Raw genomic sequence first — 25961 nt, 5'->3', positions numbered from 1 at the left:
CATAGGCCAGCCCTCCTTTCCGTCTGTCGTCAGTCCGAAAACAGAGTAGCCTGCTTTGCGCCCACACGCAACCGTAATCGGTGTCTCAGAACTCCATATTTATCGCCGACTTACGAAAACTATGCTGCGGCTCCTCACCCTGTTCTCCTTCGACCGGGACGTCCCCCGTAAGCGTCTGCAGACGCTCCAGGGTCCAGATGAAACGAAGCGTCTTGCCCACCCGCAGATAATGCCACCCCGGGGTGAACCGTCCTCGGGCCAGCCAGTCAAACACCGTCGAGCGACTCACCCCCATCCTGCGGGCGAACTCCGCCACATCCACCAACTCAAACTCGACATCTGCCATGAAACACCTCCATAACCACAAAGTACGGGGGGGACATTCTCCCCCCTTACTGTCTATATCTAGCCCCTGTCCGCTCCCATGGTCGCCCCGTGCTCCCTGGTCCCTCCAAGGGCACGCCATTCGTTGCGCTGGGCGTCATAGGCCCGTTTCAGAGCCATCCCCGGCGGGATGATCCTGAGCCCCTCATTGCCGAGCCGCGCGGCGGTCTCGGCCGCCACGGAGACAGCGGCCACCTGGCCCTCAGTTACCACCTCCAGCACCAGGGGGCGCCGACCCGGGGCCTCCACCACAAGGTAGCTCCTGCTGCCACGCTCCTCAGCACATGCCGGCAGCAGCGACTCCTTCACCCGAAGCCCAAACTCCCGCCGCAGGACATCCGCCGCCCGCATCATCAGGGCCACCGGGTTGCCCCCTTCGGCCCGGGAGTGCAGCGTCGCCCTGATCTCCGCAAGCCTTGCCGCGTCCGCCGGTCCGGTGCTCTTTCGCGCCTGACGACGCGAGATGCCGAGAGCCGCGTTGGCAAACGGCACGATGTTCGCCTTGCCCACCGCCGCCGCAAGCACCCGGATCGCCGTCACCTTGTCCGCCATCGTTGAGGGGGCCACCCCCCGCTCCCGTAACGCCTGCACATAGGCCTGCACCATGTGGGTCTTGATGCCGTTGATCCGTGTGAGCCCATACCGCGTCTCACAGAACCGGGCAAACTCCCGCACGTTTGCCCGCAGCTTCTCCCGGGTCCGTGCCGCCTTGCCCCACTCCTTGCCCACCAGCTCCCGGGCCTGCCGTTCCAGGTCTCCCTTCATGGTCTCTTCCTCCTTCAAAGATGTAATGGGAGGGAACGTCTCCATTCCCCCTATCAGGACATATCTCCCCCCTGTCCGCCCCGGACTGTAGACGCAAAAAAGGGGTGCCCTCTGAGAGAGCACCCCTTTTCATTAACCATGCACATAGTGCGCGGTGACTGATTCGCGGCCGTGCCCGAGTTCCTCGGCTACGGTCCTGCGATCTCCGGTTTCTCCCAGGCGCGCCTGGGCATAGGCATGCCGCTCGGCATGCATGTGCGCCCCGTTCTCCCTGGTCCCCCCGAGAGCCCGCCACGTATTCCGTTGCGCGTCATAGGCCTCTTTCAAGGCCAACTCGGGGGGGATAAGGCGATGGTTGGCGTTGCCGAGCCTCTCTGCAGTCCCGGCAACGAGGCGGACGGCGGCCTGCTGGCCCACGGTCCGCACCTCAAGCTCGCGGGGGCGCCCACCCTTGGCACCCTCCACCACGAGGTACGTCCTGCCGTCACGCCCGATGGTCTTCGACGTGAGCAACGACTCCTTCGCCCTCAGTCCAAACTGCTGGCGCAGGGCATCCGCCGCCCGCATCATCAAAGCAACCCGGTCGCCGCCTTCGGCCTGGGTGTGCAGCGTCGCCCTGATCTCCGCCAGCTTGGCCCCATTCGCCTGCTGGGGATTGTACCGGCATCCCTGGCGGGAGACGCCGTAGGCTGAGTTGTCCCGGGCCACGATGTTCGCCTTGCCCACGGCCTTGGCAACCTCCCTGACTGCCGAGAGCTTCCCCGACATAGTCGAGGGGGCAAGCCCCCGCTCGTGCAGGGAGTGCAGATAACTCTCCACCATGTGGGGCTTGAGGGTGTCAATGCGCTGCAACCCGTACCGGGATTCGCAAAACCGTGCGAACTCCCGTACGTTCGAGAGCAGCTTCTCCTTGGTGAGCGACGACTTGCTCCAATTCTTGCCAATCCGTTCCAGTGCCTGCCGTTCAAGCCTCTTTCCCATGACACGTCTCTCCTCTCCCTTGAAAATAGGCCGCCGCATGCGGCCAAAACTTTTCGTTGAGTGTAGGGACCAATTGCCGGCGTTGCGCCGGCACCGCGCACCGAGTACTGCAGCCCGTGGGCTGCCACTCGAAAGTGCGCGCGACCTTCCGAAACATCGCCCCGCGGGACGATGCTGTCCTCACCGGACAGGGAAATGCGGTCGTGGTCGTGGGCTGGCCTTGGCCAGCCGATGCGGGGGGCTTGAGGGAACTAACGTGGAGAGATAAGCGCGATGCTTGCGACGGTGTGCGGCGATCCCTGCAGAATGCAGATAGAGTCGGGATCGCCGTGCTGGCGACGACGGTGTTGCAAGTGGTCGCGGCAGTGGCGACGCGGTGCTAAAGGACTAGCAGATGGCGTCGCGTGGGTCTTGTGCCAGTCGCGATGCTCGCGATGGCATGCTGCAATCCCCCCATAAAGTCATGAAAGGGGGGATCGCCGTGCTGGCGACGGTGGTGTCGCAAATGGTCGCCGCAGTGACGACGCCGTGCTAAGGGGGCTTAGCAGATGGCGTCGCGCAGGGGTCTCTTGCTAAAACGGCCGCAAATCCAGGGCCGGTGCCGTGTTTCATCGTCGTCTCTTGCTGGAACCGCAAGAGACGACGATGGTCAGTGCCCTGGGGAGGGTGGAGTGTTTTCGGCAGAGCGTCGCGGGGCGAGCCGGTCCCAGGAACCGGACCGGCAAAAGCCCGAACCTCCCCCGGGAGGGGAGGGTGCTGCCAGCAATGATAGGGGTGGAAAGGTGAGAGAGTCGGAAGGCCGGTCGAAGGCAACCGGCCAGGGCGTCAAGCGCCCTGAAGGGGGAGGACGGTGCACCTCCCCGAACGCCTTAAGGTGAGGAAAAGCCCCGGGATAAACCCGGCGGCAGAGGCAGGACAGAGGTGTCCCCCGATCGTGACGGCACCAAAGTCCTTGCGTGCCGTCGCCCCCCGATACTCGAAGAGTCCCGGAAGGCCAGTTACGTGCGTGGCCGCACGGTTGAGTCGAGGGCCTATCCCCCAACTGACGCCGTCAACCCGAGCTGGAAGGTTGAAACGGGTAGCCGCTGCGGCGTGTCATCCAGGGTTCACCAACAACGACCGTAAATAAAAAGGTGAATCCACTGTATCACTGGAAAGTGACGAGTACAACTGTTTAATATTGCGAGCAAATACATAAATGAGTGTATCATGTCAGTTAATGCAGAGAAACGCCAGAAAATGCGAGGGAAGAAAAAAAGGGCTTACTCTTTGAACCGCGCCGCCATGCGCGATCTCACCTCGTCGAGATTCTTATCGTCATAGCGCATCATGTTGGTGGGCTGAACCCGACATTGTGATGGTTTGCGTACAACAATCTTGTTGAAGTCTCCTTGTTGAGAGTGTAATATTTTCTCGTAAAAAGAAGGTGGGGGTACCTATGACCGCTCGTGAAGCCAAAAAAGTTGTTGCCGATATCAAGGCATTTGCTAAACAACTTACACCGGAAAAATCGAAAGAGCTTCTTTTGAAAGCGGGAATCTGCACTCCTGATGGGAAACTAGCGAAGCCCTACGAGAAGAATGTATAAATCCCTTCCTTACTTCGTCCTCGGTTTTCACGGTTGCGACCGTGAAGTTGCGGAAAAGATCCTTTCCTCCAACAGCGAACATCTGAAAAAAAGCGAAAACGACTACGACTGGCTCGGCCACGGCATTTACTTTTGGGAGAACAACCCTGAAAGAGCCCTTCAGTACGCCCGCCATCTTAAACAGAATCCCGCCAGTGGCAAGGCCAAGATCAAAAACGAAGCGGTCGTGGGTGCGATCATTGATCTCGGCAACTGCCTCAACCTTCTCGAAGAAGGGTCACTGAAAATTCTAAAGTCAAGCTATGACATTCTCCTGCAGTTACTAAAAAGCGAGAAGGTTCCATTGCCAGAGAACTCAAAGCCTCTTGGAGAAGAAGAGGATGTTCTAATTCGACGCTTGGATTGCGCCGTAGTCCAAATAACCCATACCATCTATGAGCAATTGGATAAAAAGCCCTTTGATTCTGTAAGAGGCGTCTTCTGGGAAGGCAAGGAACTTTATCCCAATGCTGGGTTTCGAGAGAAGAACCACATCCAAATTTGTGTCCGAAACCCCAACTGCATCAAGGGGTACTTTCACCCCCGCAAAGCGATGACTTCTTACCCAATGCCATAAAGCTCTCTTTAGTAATCACTATGAATAAAAAAATATGAGTGCCGCCGCCGTAAAACTGATTTTTTAGAGAGAAATGTATTCCATCACAGCCAATAAAATGACATAATACACATTACGTGTATAATGTAAGTCAAGAGGATGGGGGTCAAACCAAGACGGCAATGGGCTGTGGTGGATGGAACCCTTGATTGAGCGCGGAGAGAGGACAGATCGCGTCCCTGTCACGATGGGACGGAGGAGGGGATGATGGAGTTATTGTTTTTTGTAGGAATTTTGCGGTAATAGCAATATTTATTGTTTGTATTGCCATAGCGGCAATCATTACGAATAAGAAATATGACTATCGCCGCCATAAAACGCGCTACAATGGAGAGATTCAATGTGGTGATTTTCCAACTGACAACATGACTGACCCCGCATCTAATTTTTAAAAGAGAAAAGTATTCAATCACAGCTAATAAAATGACATAATACACCTTACGTGTATAATGTAAGTCAAGAGGATGGGGTCAAACCAAGACGGCAATGGGCTGTCGTGGTGGATGGAACCCTTGATTGAGCGCGGAGAGAGGACAGATCGCGTCCCTGTCACGATGGGACGGAGGAGGGGATGATGAATGCGTTTGTTGGGATATTCGTTGCAGTCGGGATATTTATTTTGGTTGTTGCTATAATAGCGATAGCCACCCACAAAAAATATCATTATCAAAAACATCCTAAATTTAGTGGCGATGATAATGAGAAAACAACCTCTGAATTTACCGCTGATTATATGACAGATCCTTCTTTTAGTTCATTAGAAGGAAACCTGTTTCATAAGCAAAACCACTGACAAAATCATAATTTCAACGATCACAATACGCTAATATTTTACCAAGAGAAAGCCGGTCAAGAGGAATATAAGAGGTAAATTCTATCTTATACTCTTCTGGCTGGCTTTCCGCATAATACACTCCCGAAATTTCCGCTAAAGCATCAAGTATTTCATCATCAAGGATAACCATGTGCTCTTCACCTATTAAAAGCACATTGCCAAATGTTTCGTCTTTTCTGACTTGGATATCTGATTCTCCAGATGGAGAATCTCCAAACACAAACACAATCCCCTCTCCAACTCTGAAATACTTGTATGCAGTAATCATTGGTTAGCTTATCCCTTTCCCTTTTATTCCACTCCGTCCTACCACTCTTTTATTTTGACTGATTGGCACATTGGCTGGTGGTTTTATATCGTTATAAGAAGGGTATTTAGGCCCATGCAATGACTCGACTTTAGTCATTCCGCGATTGTAAACCTCTCTCCCCGACGGGGGAGCCGGGCCGTTTCGCGTAACAGCATCTTTCCCATAATTAGCATCCCCTGCTGCGGCAGCCACATACGCTTGAGTGAATTTCTGCATAGTGTTTGCGACGTACGCATCTCGCTTGACACCTTTCAATCCCTGAGCATCGGCGGATTTAAGAGTAGCATCCGATGCAGCATGCATTGCCATAGTCACTAAATCTTTTTGTTCAACGTGAGTTGTTTTGCCTGAAGCTGCTGCTTCAAGGGAACCCTGTAATGACGCCTTAAAAAACGGATTCCAACTTCCTGTACTTACTCCCGCTGTAAGTGATGATGCTGCACGAAAAGCAAGTTCTGTGGCATCTTGCCCAGAAACTTGTACCAGACCCTTCATCCCCTGAGAAACGGTAGCCGCGTAATTCCACTGTTGAGCTTCACGTTCTCCGCCTTTAGCATGAGTGAACGTGTTCGTGAGTGAAGTTGCCCCTCGGCCCGAAACCATAGCCTGAAACGCTGTCCCCGAGTTCATGACTGTACCATTTGACAGTCTCACTTCGTTTATCTGCGCTTGAACCCTTTCTGAGCCTTGCCAAGAATGGGTTCCAATATCTGCAGTGTTTACATTTCTGTTTATCCACTCAAAATCTTTCCCCGCTTTACGTGCAGCAAGGTCCAGATTCCTCGTTTGTCCCCCCTTGTCTATGGAAAAAGTGGCAATATTCCCGTTTTTATCTTTGGCGAAGGAATACTTCAACGCTCCACCATTGGCGGCAAGAGACTTTACGTAAGCCGCGTTCTGTCCATATCCGTTATTTCCGAGAGCAGTTGCCAATCGAAGGAGATCATCCTTACCACTCATCGTCTGCCAACCCTCGGTAGATCCGACTTTCCCATCTGCACCAACAAGCGACTTCTGCGAACCGCTCCCGTCACCATTGGTATAGCTCGCCTGATTTGCTCCCGCCATCCTCTCCGCGAGAAGCTTCGACCCGAGATCCGTCACGTTGCCATCCTCACCCACGGCCCCGGGGGTAGATGCCAGGAGATGACCGGCAAGATTCCGGAATTGCTTGTCATCAGCAAGTTGCTTCATCGACATGTCCCGGTGAGCCTGCATGTAGTCATCGAGATTACGGGAAGCTACCGCCGCTTTCGATCCGGCCTCCGCCCCGGAAGTCCTGCCGGCCAAGTCCCCAGCCGCCGCATAGGACATTGCCCCCAGACCTCCCGCCGTCATGGCGGCAACAGCCTGGTTGACCTCTCCCATGTGCTTTGCATTCTGGTATGTCTCATTGACCCGAGTGAAATCCTGAGCCGACAACCCGTACTTTTTCGCCACGTCCTGCAACGCTTGGGCTGATCCTGCAGACTTGGCAGTCTGGGCTTCCGTCATCATCTGCTGGAACTTCCCCATGTCGCTCATACCAGAAGCCGCGAAAGCCTCCGCAAAGCCGACTGCGGCTCCAACCCCCTGTGCGGCCGCAATATTTTCAATCATCCGAGCGCCTTCAACCCCCACTTTCCTGACACCCCGTGTGCGGCCCGCCACACCCTGTCGGGGTCTGGGATTTCTCATCCGCATCTGTCATTTTCGGCGCTTCGGTTTTGTCAGTTCGAAGTAGATGATAAAGCCCAATCCCGACAGAACAAGCGCGGAACAAACGTAAACTATAAAATCCCACGCAGTCATGACACCCTCCTTGTTTGGGTATATTGTAGCTGATTATTGAAGAATTTGACGGGAATGCCGGCAGGGAAGGTGAGAGATAATCTTCTCCGCTTCGGCCAGTCGAGCGGCGCCGTCGGGGAGCCGGAGGAAGTCGAGGAGAAAATCCCGCAGTTTGCCGCGGGAGACGGTCCAGCGGCCGAGGTCGTCATGCGTTTCCCTTCCCCGCCTCCTGTTCTTGTCGATAACCCGTACCACGGGGTCCACCGGGATCGCGGACAAGGCGACGAAGATGAGGATCGAAGCGACACAGGAGTAGGTGACCAGTAATATAATGTCCGTTTTGTTCATGTGAAAACTATCTCACATATCCTTTAAACTCACAAATATTTAATTTGCAAAGGTTTTCTCTGTCGAAATAGAGAGGTGGTCCCAGTTTGTAGGACAGGTTGGCGGCGGGAATAAGGTGGATTGCCGGTTGTAGTCATGCCGCCAGTGAGAGAATACGGCCGGCGTAGCCAGGCCGGGGTTTTTGCCAATATGCCTCATGCGGCGTCCGGTCGTCTAGTTTCGAGTGCGGGCGGCGCATGTTGTAGAAATTGATCCAGCGGCTCAAACCTTGACGAACCTCGCTGCCGGTCTCGAAGGCGTGCAGGTAGATGCACTCGTATTTCAGAGAACGCCATAGCCGCTCGATCATGACGTTGTCCCGCCAGCGCCCCTTGCCGTCCATCGAAATGCGGATCTCAGCGTCCTTGAGGACCTTGGTGAACGCATCGCTGGTGAACTGGCTCCCTTGGTCGGTGTTGAAGATCTCGGGTTTGCCGAAGCGAGCCAGGGCGTCTTCGAGCGCGGCAACGCAGAAATCGGCGTCCATGGTGTTGGAAAGCCGCCATGACAGGACCTTGCGACTGGCCCAATCCATGATCGCCGCCAGGTAGAGGAAACCTCGCCTCAGCGGAATATAGCTGATATCGGCGCACCAGACCTGGTTTGGCCGGTCGATGGTCACGCCACGCAGCAGGTAAGGATAGACCCTGTGCTGCGGATGCGGCTTCGACGTGTTCGGCTTCTGGTAGATAGCCGATAGTCCCATCAACTGCATCAGCCGACCGATGCGCTTGCGATTGACGGCATGACCCTCCCGGCGCAAGTGCCGGGTCATCTGTCGGGTGCCATACCACGGTGTTTCGAGATGCTGCTCGTCGATCAGGCGCATCAGTTCCAGGTTCTGTGGGCTTTCGCCCACTGGCTGGTAATAGTAGGCCGATCGTTTGATCGAGAGCAGTTCACACTGCCGGGCAATACTGAGTCGGTCATGGTCGGGTTCGACCAGGGCCTTCCTTCGGGTTGTACTCAGCGACAGCGACCGAAGGCTTTGGCCAAAAAATCCCGCTCCACGGTGAGTTGTCCGATCTTGGCGTGCAGGTCCTTGATCTGATCGTCATTCGCCTTATTGCTGTGCTCGGCGGCTCCGGAAAACACCGCTGCCATGTTCTCGATGGCCTGCCGTTTCCAGTTGGTGATCATATTGGGATGCACTTCATAGCGGGCGGCCAGATCGCTCAGGGTCTGCTCGCCCCGGATCGCTTCCAGGGCAACCTTGGCCTTGAACTCGGCGGAAAAACGACGACGGCTCTTCATGGGTGATCCTCCTTCAACAGGGTAAGGCTGTCCACCTTAACACACTGTCCGATTTTCGGGGACCACCTCTCTACCACCTGGACCCTTTCACTCATTCAGTAACCGTAGAGCGTGGTAAAAGGGAAATTCTCGGGGTTTACCGTGGCGTTTGATATCCCCGCCCTGAATGGCGGGGTTTTACGGCCTGCCGGACCAGCGCCCTCTCTTCGTCAGGCCGCCCCGCGATAGTCGTAGTAGGTCACCTCTCCGGGCAACACAGCGAACACCGTAAGCGCCCCGACAAACACCCCAGACCCGCTCATTTTACCGCATTTTTTAGTCAAGAATGTGTATGTTGAAGTCTGTGCGGTGCTGATATTGCATAAAAACAGTTAATGTTATGGTCTGGAGGGTGATATGAAGAGAATCGCAGCAACTCTTGTCCTTGCCACTCTTGCCGCCCCAACTCCCGCTAAAGCCATGTCTTTCGAGGCGGCTGGCTTCGTGGTGGAGGCAGCAAAACTGGGGATTACGGCCGTCGCTACTGGCGTTATGTCGATGTTTGGTGGAAAGACAGAGGAAGAGCGGAAGCCGATGAGAGCAACGAAGCCGGTGAAAAAAGAAGAAAAGCCGACTCTCGGCGGAGTGCCTTCGTTGATCGTTCCGGAGACAGAGCCGGCGGTGGTTCCACCGGACTCGGTGAAATAACACCCCTCCCGACCTTCTCCCTGTCCTATTTCGACAGGGAGAACTCAGGACCGTAGAGAAGGGTAGCGGTGAATCAACAAGAGTAGCTACGTTATGTGTTGGGCAAAAATTTGACGCCGATGTGAGATAAAGTTCTATGCTGGTAGATAATTCTTCAGATAACACTGAATCTGGATGTTGCTGGCACCTGACTGGTAATCCGGTGACAGTGTGTCATGCCGATTAGTTCCAATGTTATTGAGGTGAAGGAGGGAAGAAATTTTCCTATGCCCCCAAACTTACCCTATTTCGATTGTCCTTGAATGAATTGACTCGATATGATTCGGACTGACGACAAACAGATCGTTGGGCTGATGGTTAATTTTTATAAGTAGTTATTGTTGTTTGTTGTAACATGCTAAAATTGCTAGGCATTTTGAATCCCTATCTCTTCGCCATATTTACCCCAGTGTAATCAAGTGATTACGTCACAAATTCCGGACACCTTGGAAGTAACCGCCAGGAGGGAAAATTTGATATAAAGTTGCAAATATTAGCAGGTAGTAATATTGTGGCGCCATGGGCGAGCGACTCTATATCGAGCGATTCTTGTGGTTCGACACCCAGGTAAGGAGTGGGAGTTACCCCAACGCTTCCACCTTGGCTACGGCCTTTGAGTTCGATCGTAAGACTGCCCAGCGCAGTATCGACTACTTTCGGGATACTCTCCGTGCCCCCCTTGAATACCACTCCACCCGTAAGGGGTACTTCTACACCGATCCATCATTCCAATTACCGGTGATGCGGCTGTCGGAAAGTGAACTGGTGGCGTTGCTGGCGTCCCATCGGCTGCTCACCGATGCCGCGGCAGGGCCATTGAGCGATGAACTGGGAAAGGTATCCACCAAGCTCGGTGCGCTCCTGACCGACAGCCTGGACGGAATCATCGATCCTGAGAGGGCGTTCTCATTTCGCTGGAACACTATCCCTCCGAGCGACCCCCTTGTCTTCAGTCAGGTGGCCAGCGCTCTTCTCCACTGCCGTCCTCTTTCTTTCTGTTACTACTCTCCCCACAGCAGCACCTGCACTGCCCGTACTGTCGAACCGCACCACATGACCAATTACATGGGGGCATGGCACGTCATTGCCTTCTGCCGGCTGCGCAACGACTGGCGCGACTTCCATCTTTCCCGCATAACCCTCTGCGCCCTCGGCCCAGAGCAATTCACTCCCCGCCCGGAAGAACAATGGCGACCTTACCTCGAGGAGACATTCGGGATTTTCCAGAACCGTCAACGGTTTGAGGTTGTCCTGAAATTTTCTGCCGATCGCGCCCGATGGGTAAAAGACCACATCTGGCACCCAGATCAGAGGATGGAGGAGTCGGAGTCAGGAGAGTTAATCCTGACCCTTCCGGTCTCCCATGAGGTGGAGATTCTGATGGAGACCCTGAAGCATGGCTCCCATGTCGAGGTGCTGCAACCGGATTGGTTGCGGCGGCGGATCAGAGAAGAAATTGATCTGATGATGAAAAAATATTGAACCTGGGGCGCTGGTTGGGGGAGGTCGGAGTGTATGATTCCAGTTCAATGAGGAAAGATGCTCATCGTCATGTCGTCATTGATGTGGAAACCACCGGGCTTTCACCGGGCTATGGCGACCGGGTGATCGAGATCGGTGCCGTTGCGGTGGACAATGGTGAGATTGTGGCCGAGTTCGGCAGCCTCGTTCGGGTCCCAAAGAATATCCCGCGTCATGTTTCGCGGATTCACGGCATTACCAATGACATGCTTGCCGACCAACCTCTGCCGGATGAGGTCTACCCGGCCCTGCGGGCCTTTGTCGGCGGCAGTGTTCTCGTAGCCCACAATGCGCGGTTTGATCTGGCGTTTCTACGCCATGAGTTCGGGCGTCTGGGGTATCGGTTCGACAATCGCTCGGTCTGCACCCTGGCGTTGGCTCGGCGCAGGCTTCCGCAACTGCCGGACCACCGGTTGGAGACGGTCTATCGTCATCTATTCGGGGCACTGCCCGAGGGAGGCAGGCGGCACCGGGCGCTTGATGATGCGCGGTTGACGGCACGGGTGTGGGGGGAGCTGAAATGGTAGTGAAAGCTGTTGCGACTTTTATTGTCGCAATGTTGGGGTAGAGTGCTTTAATGTTTTGAGGCAGTTTCAGGAGGGACATTGAGGGAAGGCGGGGAAGCATTAAATGAATTTTTGGGCAAAAACGACATCTGACGGTAAGCCTGGCATTTCCGTATATGACCATATGGTCAATGTGGGGTGCGTGGCGCGTTGTATTGCTGAAATATCATCGGGACTGGGTGCACGGTTCAATCTACGAGAATCGGAAGTTGGAGCCCTTGCCGCTCTCCATGATCTCGGCAAGATCTCCCCCGGATTTCAGCGGAAATGTGAGGCATGGATTGAAGAGAACAACCTGACGGCCGTGGCCAGAAATGGCTGCTGGGATACGGGAACGGAACCCGATCATGGCAAGGTTTCGCATTCCGCGATCCAGGATTTCCTGGTGCAGCGAGGTACTGCCAGAAGCATCGCCAAGTTTGTGGCAGCAGCCCTCGGCGGTCATCATGGAAGGCTGAAATATCTTCCCAATGATCGCGGAATAAGACCGCCCCTCATCAAGCAGACCACCGACAGCCGTAGCGGCATCGACTGGAACGCGGAGCGTCTCATGTGTGCTCAGAAGGTTTGGGCTTATTTCAACGCGGAAAGTTCCATCAATGCGCTCGCTGGGGACTCTTCCGCCATCTGGTGGCTTGCCGGCCTTACCTCCGTTTCCGACTGGATCGGCTCGGATGAGCGTTATTTCTCCCCTGTACCAAGAACAGCGGAAGAGGATATTCATTCCCGTGCCCGTTTTGCCCTTGATTCCATCGGGTTCACGCAGCCAGACATCAAGAAGGATTTGACTTTCGAAGATATTTTCGGATTCCCGCCGAACGATATGCAGAGAAAGGCCCTTGCGACTATTGCCGGCCCCGGTGTGTATGTTGTAGAGGCCCCGATGGGGATGGGGAAGACCGAGGCGGCTCTGGGTGCCGCGTATCAGCTGATGTCGGACGGGAAGGCAAATGGCGTCTACTTCGCGCTCCCGACCCAGGCGACCAGCAACCGCATCCACCTGCGCTTGAACGAGTTCCTGCAACGCATATCCCCCGCATCAGGTCCCAGCCGCCTTATTCACAGCAATTCCTGGCTCATGCGTGAAGATTTGGGGTACAACCCCGCCTCAAACGGGAAACAGGAAAAATCGAAAGAGGACGCCCGGAACGGCAGAGATTGGTTCGCATCGGCCAAACGGGCATTGCTTGCTCCCTTCGGAGTCGGCACGGTTGACCAGGCCCTGCTCGGCGTGGTTGCTGCGAAGCATTTCTTTGTCCGCCACTTTGCCCTTGCCGGCAAGGTGGTCATCCTTGACGAAGTTCACTCCTACGACATCTATACCAGCACCCTCATTGACAAACTCATTGCGACCCTCGAAGGTCTCGGCTGTACGGTGATCGTCCTCTCCGCCACGCTGACCGGCAAACGTCGCGGACAGATCGTTTCTGCCGCCGGTGAGGCCGGGGAGGATGCCGAGCAACCATACCCGCTTATTTCGGGTCGGACAGAAGGTGCCGTACTTGACCCGATGCCGGCAGTCCCACCGGATTCGCGGAAGATCAAACTGGAATTCTTTGCCGGTGAGCGTGCGGTTGAAGAGTCAATGGCCGTTGCCCGCAACGGTGGCGCTGTGCTCTGGATTTGCAATACCATCGGTGCGGCGCAGAAACAGTTCAAGCGGTTCAAGGAGCTTGCGGGCGGCGAGTTTCCCATCGGTCTGCTGCACGCGCGCTTTCCCTACTGGCGGCGTGAAGAGCTTGAAACAACATGGATGGAATGCTTCGGGAAGGAGGGAGCGACGAGATGCGGCTCGATTCTCGTATCGACGCAGGTTGTCGAGCAGAGCGTCGATCTCGATGCCGATCTGCTGATTACCGAACTAGCGCCCACCGACATGTTGCTGCAGCGCCTTGGCAGGCTCTGGCGGCATGAGCGGGGAGAACGGCCGGTCGATACCCCAAGGATCTTAATAGTTGAGGAAGAGAAGACTCTTGAAGAGCTGCGCCAGATGGCGCCGAAGGCGATTGTCCGGGCTCTTGGCGGCAAAGCGCGAGTCTACGCGCCATTTGTTCTTCTCCGCTCACTTGAGGTCTGGAAAAAACAGGAAGAAGGGGTAACGATTCCGGCACAGGTGCGGCAACTGATTGAATCCACCTACGAGGACCGGGAGAATGAGCCTGCCGGCTGGTCCGAGCTTTTTGGCGAATGGTACGGGACTGACTCGGCGAAAAGAATGAAGGCGCTGATGAGTCTGAATATCTGGCAACCGGCTCTTGAAGATCAGGAAGGAATCCAAACCCGTATAAACGAGCTTGAAACGGTGTCGATGGTCCTCTGCCGGAGCATCACTACGCAGGCGGCATTGTTCATTGACGGCACGGAAGCGGGACTAGGCTGCGATACGTTCCGATTTGCCACTGCCCGCGCAATTCACCGGAACCTGGTGAAGGTTCCGATGCACCACTTCGAGCAGGTGGAGTCATGTCCCGGGTTCGATGAATACATTTACGAGAGGCAGTGCGTCGGGGTTGTCGGGGAGGATGGGACCGTAGATGTCAAGGGATTGAAGGAAGGGGTCATGTTGTCATATTCGGACGAGATGGGGCTGTTTGTCGAGAAGCGGTCAGGAAAGGAGGGAGTATGAATGTTGCCTTTGACCCGTGGATACCGGTTATCAGCGCCACGGGGACCAGGGAACTGGTAAGCCTGTGCAGTGTATTTTCCGATGGGGGCGAGTATGCGGACCTGGCGGTGCGCCCACATGAACGGGTCGCTCTGATGCGGCTGTTTCTCTGTGTGGCCCATGCAGCGTTGGATGGGCCGAAGGATTATGACGAATGGTGCGAAGTGCCGAAATGGCTGCCGGAAGCGGCGCGCAGGTACTTGACGGAGTGGAAAGATTCGTTCGAGCTGTTTCATCCAACAAAGCCGTGGTTACAGGTGGCGGGGCTGTCGAAGAGTGCTGACGGAACAGCCTCATCGATTCACCCTGCTGACTGGACGCCTGTTTCCAAACTCAATTTTTCCTTTGCGTCCGGCAATAACAGCACCCTGTTTGACCACGGCGGCATTAACAGAAACCGGCAAATACTGCTCACGGATACCGTCCTGTCAATGCTCACGTTCCAGTGCTTTTCAACCGGAGGCCTTATCTCGCAGGTTTTCTGGAATGACCAGCAAACTGTGAAAACGGCAAGGGATGCCCCCTGCGTACCGGCATCCATGGTTCATGCATTCCTGCGGTCGAGCAACCTTCTCGACTCGATTTGCCTGAATCTGCCGACTCACGAGGACCTGAAACTGTACTATCCGAATCATGGCATTGGAAGACCTGTATGGGAGCTGGCGCCGACATCGTTTGCCGATCTGGCGAATCTCGAGAACGCGACGGCCACCTATGTAGGGAGACTTGTTCCGATGGCGCGTCTCATTCGCATCCATCCAGCCGGCGAGCGGATGCTGCTGGGTGACGGGTTTCAATATCATACCTTTACGGATGGTTTTCCACCGGAGCCAACGGCCACAGTTGTTGTTAGAAAGGACGGCAAGAAGGATGTTCAGTCATTGCTCTCCTTCAGACCGTCCAAGGCGCTCTGGCGGGAGCTTGCCGGCGTCGTGGTCAAGCGGAAGGCGGGAGAGCCCGGCGGCCCTATATCGTTGAACGCGCTTCAGGAGGGGGAAGCGTGCGATCTGGTTGTCGTAGCGTTGGCCCGCGATCAGGCATCGATCATCGATACGGCGGAATCGGTTTTTCACATACCGCCGAAGCTGGCTACTGCAGATGGCACGGAAGTCTACGAACAAGAGGTCAAGTCGGCCGAATCCTTGGCCAGTCGTCTTGGCTGGGCAATTGAATGCTATCGCATTGAAGTTGACGGCGGATGGGAAGGGAGGTTGAAAGGGGCAGGGGCGAACAAAGGGGAGTTGAAGGTGAAACTGCACTCTGTCGCTACCACCCATTACTGGACAACCGTTGAAAGGAACCTCCAGTCCCTGATGGCCCATATCAAGGCAATCGACACTGATAACGCCATCTCTACCCGTGACATTTGGCGAAAAATGCTATTTGCCACGGCCTGCGATGCCTATCGTACGGCCTGTGGCCAGGACACCCCCCGCCAGATGCGGGCCTTTGCCAAAGGGTGGCAGAAACTGACTTTAACGAAGGACGAACCTGAGGCGGACAATACTGAAATCAGGGAGGAGAATCCATGAACAACCTTCTCGGACGGCTCCGCAGGTGTAAGGATGACAGGGGAATGATGGCGAATCTCCGGTGCGTACTTGTGGAGAACAAAAGACATCGCGCCTGGCCTGCCTTGAATCGGCTCGAGGTGGCGATTGACGATCAAGTTGCGGCATTCGTGGCTGGACTGTACGCAACCCATCCTGAGGAAACCTCCAACGGTAATTTCGGCGTAACCTGCAAGGCAATTGAGCAGAAGCGCGGCGACAAGCAAGGCGAGGACAACAAGCTGACCCCGACAGAAAGACGCTTTCAGCATCTGCTTGCAGCCGGCAGGGAAGAAGTCCTTGAGCGGGTCATGCGCATGGTGCTCATTGCGAAATCACAAGGTATCCCGGTTAACTACGTTCAACTTGAATCTGATTTGGGGTTCTGGACTGAGCGCACCAAAACCGAATGGGCTGCCGCCTTCTGGGCGCCGGGTGCCGAGCCCATTGGCGAGGAGGCGATATGAATTGGCTCGTCCGTATGGAAATCGATGCGGAGATTGCCCGCGCCGAGGGAATCTGCGACAGTTATGCCTGGCACAAGAAAATTTGGGACTGCTTCCCGGAAATGCCCGATGCACAGCGGGATTTCCTAACCCGAATCGATCCGTTGGAGGGTGCCTTCATGGTATGGGGCATGTCCGGCACAAAGCCGGTTTGTCCGCGCTGGTGCCCGCAGGAAGCGTTTGCTCTCAAGGAGATATCACCTTCTTTCCTGGCGCACCGGCATTACGTCTTCGACGTGCGGGCAAATCCCGTGAAAGCGCTGGTGCAGAGGGATCCCAACGGCCAACCCCTGCTCAAGGCCAATGGAAAGCGGAAATCCGGGAAGCGGGTGCCCTTGGTCAATCCGGACGAATTGAGGGCCTGGCTTGTTCGTAAGGGAGAGGCCCGGTGCCGGGATCAAGAGACTGGAAAGGAAATCCCCGGCGGGTTCCGTATCGTCGAAGACAGGCCTCTCGAAATCAGTCCGATGGTGGAAAACCATTTCCGCAAAAAGGGGCAGAGTGCGTACCACGGGGGTGTGCAGTTTCGTGGGACGTTGGAAGTGACCGATCGGGAGCATTTTGTCGAAACCTATCGGTCGGGTATCGGCAGCGCCAAGGGATTCGGCTTCGGCCTACTGCTGCTCGCGCCAGTCAACCTGTAATCAAATACCAATACACAATAGGAGAGCCTACCCATGAAACACCTGGAACTGCACATCATTCAATCTGTCCCCGTTGCCTGTCTCAACCGTGACGACCTCAATTCGCCCAAGACCGCTGTTTTCGGCGGCGTCCAGCGGGCGCGGGTGTCAAGCCAGTCCTGGAAACGGGCGATTCGGGAAATGGCGAAGGAGCTGGCGCCGGCTCAGTTCAAGGGAGAACGCACCCGCCTGATGTATGAGCCTCTTGTCAAGGCAATGCTGGGTGTCGGAATTTCTGCCACCGATGCTGACGAAGGTGCACGGAAGATTGTAGATGAGCTGGTGAAGCTCGATGCCAAATCAAAGGACAAGGTGAAGTCCACCACGCTCTATTTCATGTCGCCGCTTGAGTTGGAAACTCTTGCCAGGACATACGCTGAGACGAAGGATGCCAAAAAGGCACTCAAGGCTGTTGATGCCAAATCCCTGAAGGATGCCGCCGATATTTCCATTTTCGGCCGCATGGTTGCAAACGATCATTCACTGACGGTTGAGGCCGCATCCATGTTTTCCCATGCTCTCTCAACCCATAAGGTCGATAATGAAATCGACTTCTTCTCCGCCGTAGACGATCTCCAGCCTAAAGAGGAGGCGGGTGCCGGGATGACAAGTACTCTTGAGTTCAACTCTGCCACCTATTACCGTTTCGCTGCCCTCAACTTGGACATGCTTGCCGATGCTGACCATCTAGGTTGCCTGAGCAGGGAAGAGCGCCAGGGCGTGGTGGGCACCTTTGTCGAGGCAACAATCAAAGCCATCCCAGGAGCACGCAAGAACACCATGAACGGCAACACCCTGCCGCTTTATGTGCTCGGCGTTGTCCGCGAAAACGGACATCCGATCCAACTGGTGAATGCATTTGAAGCGCCGGTACGCCCTTCGCAGGGCTATGGGGCCAAGTCGGTCGAATTGCTGGAAGCGGAGTATGCGAAGTTGAAAGAAACCTGGGGCGTTGAGGCTGTCTTTGAACAGTCGATTCCTGGCGTAAACATGAAAACCTTCGTTTCCGGGATGGTGGCCCATGTCATCTGACAGATCATATCTGGCTCTGCGGCTGGAAGGGCCGCTCCAGTCATGGGGATTCGACAGCCAATACAACCGCCGTAACACGGGGCTTATGCCGACCAGGAGCGCCGTTGCCGGCATGTGTTGTGCGGCGCTCGGCTATTCCCGCGGAAGTACGAGCGAACAAGAGTTCCTTGCCGCGTTCGGAAGCGTCCGCATGACCGCAATCGCCATCCCACGAAATGGCATGAAGAGGGAGTTACCGGTGAGGCGGTTGCAAGACTACCACACGGTGCAGAACACAAGGACTGCTGAAGGTAAAATCAAGGACTGCCACATCACCCATCGTCAGTACTTGGCAGATGCGACTTTTGGCGTTCTGCTCGAAGGCGAAGAAACGCTACTCAAACAGGTGTCCGATGCGTTGGAAAATCCTGTCTGGGGAGTCTGGCTCGGGCGCAAGACCTGTATTCCAACAGCGCCGGTGTTGGCCGGTTTGAGGCATGATCGGAACGAAGCGTTGAGCCTCCTTATCGGGACAAGGCCACTTGAATCTTTCACCCGTCAGGAAGAAGCGGATGACTTCGCCAATGGTCGGGATAGCCTTCCCGACGTTCCGGTGTCGTTTGCTTCCGATCGGCGTCTGTTTTCGCCGAGGCGGATAAAGACGTGGCAAGCGGGGGAGAATGCTTGATGTTTGTCTGGAAGGCGTGAGCTATTCGTGAACTCATGAATCAGTGGATAGACGGTGGAGCAAATTGCCACCCCCCTTTTCTAAGGTGGGTAAGCAATCTGGGCGAGGGCCTGAATCACCCCAAAATCTCATTCAACCCCTCAACCACCTGCGCCACCTCTTCATGGCTCGCCTCGGCGATTTTCTTGCCGATGCGTTCGACGGAGAGGGTGCGGATCTGGCTGATCTTGACCCAGGACTGCTTGGGGAGGGAGGGGGAGGAGAGTTCGAGGGTGAGGGGAAATCCGGCTCGCTGCGGCTGGCTCGTTATGGCCACGGCGATAACGGTGCCGGAACGGGCGTTGAAGACATCGTGGCTCAGGATGAGGACAGGGCGCAAGCCCCCCTGTTCACTGCCGCGCACGGGGTTGAGATCGGCCCAGCGAATATCGCCCCTCAGTATTCGGGCCATTCGTTCAACTCCTCTCCCATCCCTTCCTCGGACAAGGCCTTTTCAAAGGCGGGATCGAGCAGGGCACATTCCCGCGCGAGGCGGCTGTGGGTCCGCCGGGCGAGTTTTTCCTTGACCGCTTCCTCAATGAGCCGGCTGCGGTTGGGGAAAACGTGGCGGGCCACCAGACGGTCCACTTCGGACAGGGTGGCTTCGTCAAGGGTAACGGCGAGTTTTGCTTTTGCCATGGTGCACCTCCATGAGTATGACGATATGTCATACCTGTAGTCTTGTCAAGGATGCCTTGAAGGTACGCTGGTCATGTTATCAAAATGGATAGGAGCATAGTATGCAGCCGATACTCCCCCCTCTGAAGCCGATACCCATGAAAGACCGCCTCTCGGTTCTGTTCGTGGAGCGCGGGAATCTGGACGTGCTTGACGGCGCTTTCGTGCTGGTGGACAAGAACGGCGTCCGTACCCACATTCCGGTGGGAGGTGTTGCCTGCCTCATGCTGGAGCCCGGAACGAGGGTTTCCCATGCTGCGGTGACCCTTGCCTCCCGGGTGGGGTGTCTCCTTGTCTGGATCGGTGAGGCCGGCGTCAGGCTTTACGCGTCGGGGCAGCCCGGTGGGGCCAGGGCCGACCGGCTTCTCTATCAAGCGAAGCTGGCCCTTGACGATTCGGCCCGGCTCAAGGTTGTCCGAAAGATGTATGCCCTGCGCTTCAAGGAGGAGCCCCCCGAGCGGCGCAGTGTGGAACAGTTGCGCGGTATCGAAGGGGTTCGGGTACGGAAGATGTACGAGCTTCTGGCCCGTCAGCACGGCGTACCGTGGAAAAGCCGCAACTACGATCATACCGAATGGGAGAGCGGCGATATCCCGAACCGTTGTCTCTCCTCGGCCACGGCCTGTATCTATGGCATCTGCGAGGCGGCAATTTTGGCGGCTGGTTATGCCCCGGCGGTCGGTTTTATCCACACCGGAAAGCCCCAGTCGTTCGTCTACGACATTGCCGACATCTTCAAGTTTGAAACAGTTGTGCCGGTAGCCTTCCGGGTCGCCGCCAAGAAGCCCCGCAACCCGGAGCGGGAGGTGCGGCTCGCCTGTCGGGATGCCTTCCGTCAGTCGAAGATTCTGCACCGGATCATCCCCACCATCGAGCAAGTTCTGGCGGCAGGGGAGCTGGAAGTGCCGAAGCCGCCACCCGAATCGGTGGAACCGGCAATCCCGAACAAGGAGGGGATCGGCGATGCTGGTCATCGTGGTTGAGAATGCACCGCCCCGGCTACGGGGCCGATTGGCCCTGTGGCTTCTCGAAGTGCGGGCAGGAGTTTACGTGGGCAAGGTTTCGCGTCGGGTAAGAGAAATGATCTGGAATACTGTCGAGCAGGGAATCGAAGAAGGTAACGCCGTAATGGCTTGGAGCACCAATACGGAATCAGGGTTTGATTTCCTGACCCTTGGTGCCAATCGGAGGATTCCGTTTGAGTTGGACGGAGTGAAGTTGGTTTCTTTCCTGCCGGAGAATGCCGAAAAGCAGGTTGCTGAACCATGATGTGGCAAGTGAAAAAAGTTGGTAGCTTTGAGCTCTTTGAAAATTAAATGTAATTTCAAAGTGGTAGAAGAAGTGTGTTCCCCGCAGATGCGGGGATGAACCGGCCGACCGGAACAAGCGCGGGTTTCTCGACGTGTGTTCCCCGCAGATGCGGGGATGAACCGTCCCAGAACTCGGTTTCGCGCTCGACCATCATGTGTTCCCCGCAGATGCGGGGATGAACCGAGTGGGACCGGATGGCGCCCATCTTGGCAGACGTGTTCCCCGCAGATGCGGGGATGAACCGCAGTCAGCCATATGTTCCCCAAATCTCCACAGGTGTTCCCCGCAGATGCGGGGATGAACCGAATCTCCAAGCGGTCCTTGACCGCGCCAGAAAGTGTTCCCCGCAGATGCGGGGATGAACCGCCGTTATGGCGAAACCGCCAAAATATCCGTTAGTGTTCCCCGCAGATGCGGGGATGAACCGAACGTCTTGAGCTTCCCGAAGTCGACGAAGCCGTGTTCCCCGCAGATGCGGGGATGAACCGAAGCGGAAATTCGCCAAGAAGGCGAGCGAAGAGTGTTCCCCGCAGATGCGGGGATGAACCGCGATTATCCGTAGCAATAGTCATGTTGCTGGCGTGTTCCCCGCAGATGCGGGGATGAACCGAACTCCACCTGGTCGTTGGACCCGAAGGGGTGGTGTTCCCCGCAGATGCGGGGATGAACCGAACGGCAACAACGGCACCGCTTTGACCTTCGGGTGTTCCCCGCAGATGCGGGGATGAACCGCGAGGTTGATTGAGAATGCTGAGGACTTCGCTGTGTTCCCCGCAGATGCGGGGATGAACCGTTCGTCCGGGAATACCTGGAGAGTCAGGGAGAGTGTTCCCCGCAGATGCGGGGATGAACCAGAGCATCCGGGGGCCTTTGCCGTCTTCCTTACGTGTTCCCCGCAGATGCGGGGATGAACCGGCGTCCTCTCCCTGCTGCCCGATTTCTGACCAGTGTTCCCCGCAGATGCGGGGATGAACCGCAACGGAGGGCCTTCTAGGTGTTCGCGCAACTGTGTTCCCCGCAGATGCGGGGATGAACCGCATCCCGTTCGCCTCGGTAGTAGCCAGGTTCCGTGTTCCCCGCAGATGCGGGGATGAACCGGTGATGGTTCTGGTTTCCCCTTTTGAGGTCAGGTGTTCCCCGCAGATGCGGGGATGAACCGCTCAAGACGTTCTTGGAGACGTGCGACTTCTAGTGTTCCCCGCAGATGCGGGGATGAACCGTATGTCGCCAAAATGCAGCAAAAAGACCACTCGTGTTCCCCGCAGATGCGGGGATGAACCGTAAGTGCAGATTTTACAGCTTCTTCCGACTCCGTGTTCCCCGCAGATGCGGGGATGAACCGCCGTTATCCGCTTTTAAGTTCTCGCCACTGAGGTGTTCCCCGCAGATGCGGGGATGAACCGGGAGATGGGTGATGGCACGGACTCGTGGTACAGTGTTCCCCGCAGATGCGGGGATGAACCGCATCTGCAGGGGGGTTTGCAACAGCTACAGCCGTGTTCCCCGCAGATGCGGGGATGAACCGGATGTATTTGATGATAGTGTGGTGTATGAGGTGTGTTCCCCGCAGATGCGGGGATGAACCGAGATTGTGCAAATATCCATCGTCGAAGAATAAGTGTTCCCCGCAGATGCGGGGATGAACCGATTCCGGGGAACCTCCAGGGCGGGCAACGAGAGTGTTCCCCGCAGATGCGGGGATGAACCGCCATTGCCCAGAACTGGGGCAACGTCCAGTTCGTGTTCCCCGCAGATGCGGGGATGAACCGAATGAGAGGGCCTGAGTGATGAAGGTTGCGTCGTGTTCCCCGCAGATGCGGGGATGAACCGGTGTTCTATCCAATCCCGTTGTTCGGTGGAGAGTGTTCCCCGCAGATGCGGGGATGAACCGGGGAAGGTCATTCCGATGCAACAGGCGGGGTGGTGTTCCCCGCAGATGCGGGGATGAACCGATCAAAGAGCTCTTGCTGGCGCGGTAATTCACGTGTTCCCCGCAGATGCGGGGATGAACCGGTTGTTCGCCTTGGTAGAATCCCGCTGGAAAAGTGTTCCCCGCAGATGCGGGGATGAACCGATAAACGCATTCCGAACTGCAAAGGTCGAGAAGTGTTCCCCGCAGATGCGGGGATGAACCGAGGAGTTCTGCGACCTCGGCGGTAACGGCACGGTGTTCCCCGCAGATGCGGGGATGAACCGTTCGTCCGGGAATACCTGGAGAGTCAGGGAGAGTGTTCCCCGCAGATGCGGGGATGAACCGGTGGCATTTGGCCGGTCCCTGAAAACCCCCGTGTGTTCCCCGCAGATGCGGGGATGAACCGACAATATTACCAAACCGCTTAGGTTATGTCAAGTGTTCCCCGCAGATGCGGGGATGAACCGGTTGAATATTTACAGGAGTATCAGAAGGGATAGTGTTCCCCGCAGATGCGGGGATGAACCGCTGGTTATGCCCTTTAGTGGGAGAGGAGAATAGTGTTCCCCGCAGATGCGGGGATGAACCGTTGGCCCTGGAATCTGGCTGGACAATATCGTCGTGTTCCCCGCAGATGCGGGGATGAACCGCTCGGGATCCACGGTGCGCAGTCCACGTCCAGGTGTTCCCCGCAGATGCGGGGATGAACCGTAGGCCTTCGCCATGGAGACCTGACCAGTCTTGTGTTCCCCGCAGATGCGGGGATGAACCGTAGTAAGTGGCCTAAACCCGCTGCCAGAGCGGGTGTTCCCCGCAGATGCGGGGATGAACCGACTATCCCGATGATCTGCAGCATGAGGATCCAGTGTTCCCCGCAGATGCGGGGATGAACCGTTCAGGCTTCATCTCTGGCTGAATACTGAAACGTGTTCCCCGCAGATGCGGGGATGAACCGTTTGATGTTTTCCAGTGAAACCGATATGTGGGGTGTTCCCCGCAGATGCGGGGATGAACCGGATGTCGGGGAAGGGACTTTACCCGGGCTTGCGTGTTCCCCGCAGATGCGGGGATGAACCGATGGCTATATTTGTGCTGTAGCAAACCTTCTAGTGTTCCCCGCAGATGCGGGGATGAACCGCTATCTAGCTTCTTATTAGGTACACAAAAATCGTGTTCCCCGCAGATGCGGGGATGAACCGTTTCAACTACTACATATCTTATGCCACATTCGGTGTTCCCCGCAGATGCGGGGATGAACCGAATTTTAGCAGGGTGGTGGATACCTGCCCGGAGTGTTCCCCGCAGATGCGGGGATGAACCGCCTCAACCGGTCCTCTCCCTGGCGGCGGCGATGTGTTCCCCGCAGATGCGGGGATGAACCGGTAGCACGATGAAGAGTTACATCGGGATCGACGTGTTCCCCGCAGATGCGGGGATGAACCGCGAATATCGTCGCTTCCGCGCTGATCGCAGTCGTGTTCCCCGCAGATGCGGGGATGAACCGGAGCCCATAAAGACCAAAGGACGAACGGCATAGTGTTCCCCGCAGATGCGGGGATGAACCGCCTTGGGAGACTGAACAACGTTCTTTTCCTTCGTGTTCCCCGCAGATGCGGGGATGAACCGAAGGCATAACGCCAAGGCTGACCCGTCAAGACGTGTTCCCCGCAGATGCGGGGATGAACCGACCTGGGACGGACAGCCAACAAAGGAATTGGCGTGTTCCCCGCAGATGCGGGGATGAACCGGAGGATGCTGGTATCGGTTTCGGGAAACGGAAGTGTTCCCCGCAGATGCGGGGATGAACCGGACGAGGGGCGGAAGTGGCGCATTGAGCAAGCGTGTTCCCCTTAGATGCGGGGATGAACCGAACCGGGGATCGTCATAGTGCTTCTGGTACTCGTGTTCCCCGCAGATGCGGGGATGAACCGCAACAGTTGGGCGTGGACCGGGATCTCACTAAGTGTTCCCCGCAGATGCGGGGAGAACTCAGGACCGGCAAGAAGGGTAGCGGTGAATCGCCGAGAAGAGTAGCTATATTATGTGTTGGGCAAAAATTTGACGCTGATGAGAAGTGAAGTCCAATGCTGATCTGAGAATTTTGCAGAGGACATCGAATCAGGATTTTGTTGGCGTCTGACTGGCAATTACGGTGACAGTGGGGCATGCCAATTAATTTCAATGTTATAAATATTACTATGTCCCCAAACTTACCCTATTTCGGTTGCTCTTGAATGAATTGACCCGGTTAGATTCGGACTGACGACAAACGGATCGTCGGGCTGATGGTTAATTTTTCTAGGTAGTTATCGCTGTTTGTTGTAACGTGCTAAAATTGCTAGGCATTTTCGAATCCCGTTTCCCGCTCCATTAAAAACCAACTGTTTTCAAGCGGTTAGCCCCATCCAGCCCTTGTGTCTCACTGAAAGTCTCACTGTGAGGTACAAGGGCCGAAGCTTTTTCGGGATTCAGGAAGTCTTCCCCCAGATAATCCAGGATTTGCTGCTTCTCCTCCACCAGCCCCTCCCGATAGCGCCCATAGACCTCAAAAATCATCTTCTTGTTGCCGTGGCCCATGAGTTCCACCAGCCGCACCGGGTTTACCCCGATGAGCAGCGACCATTCCGCTAAGAAATGGCGGGCCGAGTAGGGGACCTTGTTCGTGATCCCCGCGGCTGTTAGCGCCCGATTCCAGACGACCTTGCGGTAGGAACCGAAATCGAAGGGGCTGCCGTCCTGCATGGTAAAGACATACTCGCCGTTCGAGGCCGACATGGCCGCCATGAGCCGTTGCTTGATGGCGGCGGTAATGGGGATGTCCCGTTTGCGGTACTGGGTCTTGAGCGTCCCCTTTTCCTTCCCCTTCACCACGGAACTGCGGACATGGCCGCATTACGCTGTACTCCCCGGAGTATAGATCGATAAATGCTGAGGAAACCGAGTTTAGGCAGAAATTCGAGAACTTCCTGATGGAAAAGGAGAAGCACGACGCCGCGACCTTTACTTTCAGAACTGAAAGTGATGGTGCCGTTTCATTTACTGAAAACTTGTATGACTGCAGAATTGTTATTACGACCTGCATAAAGTGACAGTTCAACCCTTATTCGGCCCCCGACCGTTGGAAGATTAAAGAGGAAAAGAAATGGGAATAGACGCAAGAATCGAAAATGAAAACG

The 25961-nt window shown here is 55.9% G+C and carries 24 protein-coding genes and 1 CRISPR repeat array; of the genes, 14 read left to right on the top strand and 10 right to left on the bottom strand.

Annotation, left to right across the window (positions count from 1 at the left end):
* Nucleotides 1-85: 85 nt before the first annotated feature.
* The 3 genes from GPICK_RS09760 to GPICK_RS09750 form a co-directional block, all read right to left on the bottom strand.
* Nucleotides 86-346 (bottom strand): helix-turn-helix transcriptional regulator, encoded by a 261-nt coding sequence (locus GPICK_RS09760; protein WP_039742673.1) that lies wholly within the window; start codon nt 344-346, stop codon nt 86-88.
* Between the two features lie 59 nt (nt 347-405).
* Nucleotides 406-1149 carry a site-specific integrase gene (locus tag GPICK_RS09755; RefSeq protein ID WP_039742671.1) on the bottom strand — a complete coding sequence of 248 codons (744 nt, stop codon included), beginning with the start codon at nt 1147-1149 and terminating at the stop codon, nt 406-408.
* 132 nt (nt 1150-1281) lie between these two features.
* A complete protein-coding gene (locus GPICK_RS09750; RefSeq protein ID WP_039742669.1) occupies nt 1282-2130 on the bottom strand; it encodes an integrase domain-containing protein in 849 nt (282 codons plus the stop codon).
* Nucleotides 2131-3568: 1438 nt separating this feature from the next.
* Here GPICK_RS09750 and GPICK_RS17505 point away from each other — a divergent pair.
* From GPICK_RS17505 to GPICK_RS17375, 3 genes are all read left to right on the top strand, one after another.
* Entirely contained in the window at nt 3569-3718 is a 150-nt protein-coding gene (locus tag GPICK_RS17505) for a hypothetical protein (protein ID WP_158414173.1), read from the top strand.
* A complete protein-coding gene (locus GPICK_RS09745) occupies nt 3711-4334 on the top strand; it encodes a hypothetical protein (protein ID WP_039742666.1) in 624 nt (207 codons plus the stop codon). Before GPICK_RS17505 ends, GPICK_RS09745 begins: the two co-directional genes overlap by 8 nt.
* 610 nt (nt 4335-4944) lie before the next feature.
* Complete coding sequence (locus GPICK_RS17375; protein ID WP_144400082.1) at nt 4945-5166, top strand: hypothetical protein; 222 nt, start codon at nt 4945-4947, stop codon at nt 5164-5166.
* A 13-nt stretch (nt 5167-5179) separates the two neighbouring features.
* Here the strand turns inward: GPICK_RS17375 and GPICK_RS17370 are convergent, their stop codons facing one another.
* From GPICK_RS17370 to GPICK_RS09730, 4 genes are all read right to left on the bottom strand, one after another.
* On the bottom strand, nt 5180-5476 hold the full coding sequence (locus tag GPICK_RS17370) for a hypothetical protein (protein ID WP_144400081.1): 297 nt from the start codon (nt 5474-5476) through the stop codon (nt 5180-5182).
* A 3-nt stretch (nt 5477-5479) separates the two neighbouring features.
* Complete coding sequence (locus tag GPICK_RS09740) at nt 5480-7117, bottom strand: hypothetical protein (protein WP_039742664.1); 1638 nt, start codon at nt 7115-7117, stop codon at nt 5480-5482.
* A gap of 225 nt (nt 7118-7342) precedes the next feature.
* A complete protein-coding gene (locus GPICK_RS09735; protein ID WP_039742662.1) occupies nt 7343-7636 on the bottom strand; it encodes a hypothetical protein in 294 nt (97 codons plus the stop codon).
* 133 nt (nt 7637-7769) lie between these two features.
* Nucleotides 7770-8929, bottom strand: a protein-coding gene (locus GPICK_RS09730) for an IS3 family transposase (protein ID WP_144400011.1) whose coding sequence is annotated in 2 segments (ribosomal slippage) — nt 7770-8668 and nt 8668-8929 — 1161 coding nt in all. Because the reading frame shifts where the segments join, the coding sequence is not laid out codon by codon here.
* Between the two features lie 396 nt (nt 8930-9325).
* Here GPICK_RS09730 and GPICK_RS09720 point away from each other — a divergent pair.
* The 9 genes from GPICK_RS09720 (at nt 9326) to cas5e (ending at nt 18845) form a co-directional block, all read left to right on the top strand.
* Nucleotides 9326-9616 carry a hypothetical protein gene (locus GPICK_RS09720; RefSeq protein WP_039742658.1) on the top strand — a complete coding sequence of 97 codons (291 nt, stop codon included), beginning with the start codon at nt 9326-9328 and terminating at the stop codon, nt 9614-9616.
* Between the two features lie 558 nt (nt 9617-10174).
* A complete protein-coding gene (locus GPICK_RS09715; protein ID WP_039742656.1) occupies nt 10175-11137 on the top strand; it encodes a helix-turn-helix transcriptional regulator in 963 nt (320 codons plus the stop codon).
* Nucleotides 11138-11184: 47 nt separating this feature from the next.
* Nucleotides 11185-11703, top strand: a complete 519-nt coding sequence (locus GPICK_RS09710; RefSeq protein WP_039742654.1) for a 3'-5' exonuclease — start codon at nt 11185-11187, stop codon at nt 11701-11703.
* 103 nt (nt 11704-11806) lie between these two features.
* On the top strand, nt 11807-14368 hold the full coding sequence (locus tag GPICK_RS09705; RefSeq protein WP_084201408.1) for a CRISPR-associated helicase/endonuclease Cas3: 2562 nt from the start codon (nt 11807-11809) through the stop codon (nt 14366-14368).
* On the top strand, nt 14365-15939 hold the full coding sequence (casA, locus tag GPICK_RS09700; protein WP_039742652.1) for a type I-E CRISPR-associated protein Cse1/CasA: 1575 nt from the start codon (nt 14365-14367) through the stop codon (nt 15937-15939). Before GPICK_RS09705 ends, casA begins: the two co-directional genes overlap by 4 nt.
* Complete coding sequence (casB, locus tag GPICK_RS09695; protein WP_039742650.1) at nt 15936-16424, top strand: type I-E CRISPR-associated protein Cse2/CasB; 489 nt, start codon at nt 15936-15938, stop codon at nt 16422-16424. The genes casA and casB overlap by 4 nt, the downstream gene beginning before the upstream one ends.
* Nucleotides 16421-17107 carry a type I-E CRISPR-associated protein Cas6/Cse3/CasE gene (cas6e, locus tag GPICK_RS09690; protein WP_039742648.1) on the top strand — a complete coding sequence of 229 codons (687 nt, stop codon included), beginning with the start codon at nt 16421-16423 and terminating at the stop codon, nt 17105-17107. The genes casB and cas6e overlap by 4 nt, the downstream gene beginning before the upstream one ends.
* Before the next feature lie 33 nt (nt 17108-17140).
* Nucleotides 17141-18178, top strand: a complete 1038-nt coding sequence (gene cas7e / locus GPICK_RS09685) for a type I-E CRISPR-associated protein Cas7/Cse4/CasC (RefSeq protein WP_039742645.1) — start codon at nt 17141-17143, stop codon at nt 18176-18178.
* Nucleotides 18168-18845: a type I-E CRISPR-associated protein Cas5/CasD gene (gene cas5e / locus GPICK_RS16690; RefSeq protein WP_084201406.1), complete on the top strand. Its 678-nt coding sequence runs from the start codon at nt 18168-18170 to the stop codon at nt 18843-18845. Before cas7e ends, cas5e begins: the two co-directional genes overlap by 11 nt.
* Nucleotides 18846-18960: 115 nt before the next feature.
* Here cas5e and GPICK_RS09675 read toward each other — a convergent pair whose 3' ends face one another.
* Nucleotides 18961-19296 (bottom strand): type II toxin-antitoxin system PemK/MazF family toxin, encoded by a 336-nt coding sequence (locus GPICK_RS09675; protein WP_039742642.1) that lies wholly within the window; start codon nt 19294-19296, stop codon nt 18961-18963.
* The gene (locus GPICK_RS09670; protein WP_039742639.1) at nt 19281-19523 is read right to left on the bottom strand and encodes a CopG family ribbon-helix-helix protein; all 243 of its coding nucleotides are present in this window, start codon (nt 19521-19523) and stop codon (nt 19281-19283) included. Before GPICK_RS09670 ends, GPICK_RS09675 begins: the two co-directional genes overlap by 16 nt.
* Before the next feature lie 101 nt (nt 19524-19624).
* Here GPICK_RS09670 and cas1e point away from each other — a divergent pair, with 101 nt between their 5' ends.
* Nucleotides 19625-20545 carry a type I-E CRISPR-associated endonuclease Cas1e gene (gene cas1e, locus GPICK_RS09665; RefSeq protein ID WP_084201405.1) on the top strand — a complete coding sequence of 307 codons (921 nt, stop codon included), beginning with the start codon at nt 19625-19627 and terminating at the stop codon, nt 20543-20545.
* On the top strand, nt 20526-20831 hold the full coding sequence (cas2e, locus tag GPICK_RS09660) for a type I-E CRISPR-associated endoribonuclease Cas2e (RefSeq protein WP_039742638.1): 306 nt from the start codon (nt 20526-20528) through the stop codon (nt 20829-20831). The genes cas1e and cas2e overlap by 20 nt, the downstream gene beginning before the upstream one ends.
* 74 nt (nt 20832-20905) lie before the next feature.
* Nucleotides 20906-24777: direct repeats of the CRISPR family, unit length 29 nt; unit sequence GTGTTCCCCGCAGATGCGGGGATGAACCG.
* A gap of 378 nt (nt 24778-25155) precedes the next feature.
* On the opposite strand, the gene GPICK_RS09655 is transcribed toward cas2e, so the two are convergent.
* Complete coding sequence (locus tag GPICK_RS09655) at nt 25156-25656, bottom strand: site-specific integrase (RefSeq protein ID WP_052263388.1); 501 nt, start codon at nt 25654-25656, stop codon at nt 25156-25158.
* Nucleotides 25657-25961: the final 305 nt, after the last annotated feature.

It is taken from the genome of Geobacter pickeringii (genome assembly GCF_000817955.1).
Lineage (GTDB): Bacteria > Desulfobacterota > Desulfuromonadia > Geobacterales > Geobacteraceae > Geobacter > Geobacter pickeringii.
This window is presented reverse-complemented; position numbering and strand designations above follow the sequence as displayed.